General features: G+C 69.1%; 1 protein-coding gene. It reads left to right on the forward strand.

Annotation, left to right across the window (positions count from 1 at the left end; all coding sequences use genetic code 11):
• Window positions 1-528: alpha/beta fold hydrolase (locus A5700_RS14715; RefSeq protein WP_369828273.1), on the forward strand; the 528-nt coding region annotated here is incomplete at both ends.

Here is a 528-nt window from a genome sequence, read left to right on the forward strand (position 1 = left end):
TGCCGAGCTCGAAATCGGCCCCCGCGAACGACATTCCCATCGCCCGGGTGGCCGTCAGCGATTCCGGCGTGCTGGCCGTCGACCAGCCCGGCTACGGCCACTCCGACAAGCGCGCCGAGCACGGCCAGTTCAACCACTACGCGGCGCGCGCCCTGCACGGGCTGTTCGATCAGCTGGGGCTGAAACGCGTTCCGCTGGTGGGCAATTCGCTGGGCGGGGGCACCGCGGTGCGGTTCGCCCTGGACTACCCGGATCGCGCCGGGCGCCTGGTGCTGATGGGGCCTGGCGGCCTGAGCGTCAACCTGTTCGCGCCCGACCCGACCGAGGGTGTCAAACGGCTCGGCAAGTTCTCGGTCGACCCCACCCGGGAGAACCTCGAGGCGTTCCTGCGGGTGATGGTCTACGACCAAAAACTGATCACCCCCGAGTTGGTGGACCAGCGGTTCGCGTTGGCCAGCACGCCGGAATCGCTGACGGCCACCCGGGCGATGGGAATGTCGTTCGCGGGGGCCGATTTCGAGCTCGGCA

This window comes from Mycobacterium sp. E1214 (assembly GCF_001666755.1).
In the GTDB taxonomy this organism is placed as follows: Bacteria; Actinomycetota; Actinomycetes; order Mycobacteriales; family Mycobacteriaceae; genus Mycobacterium.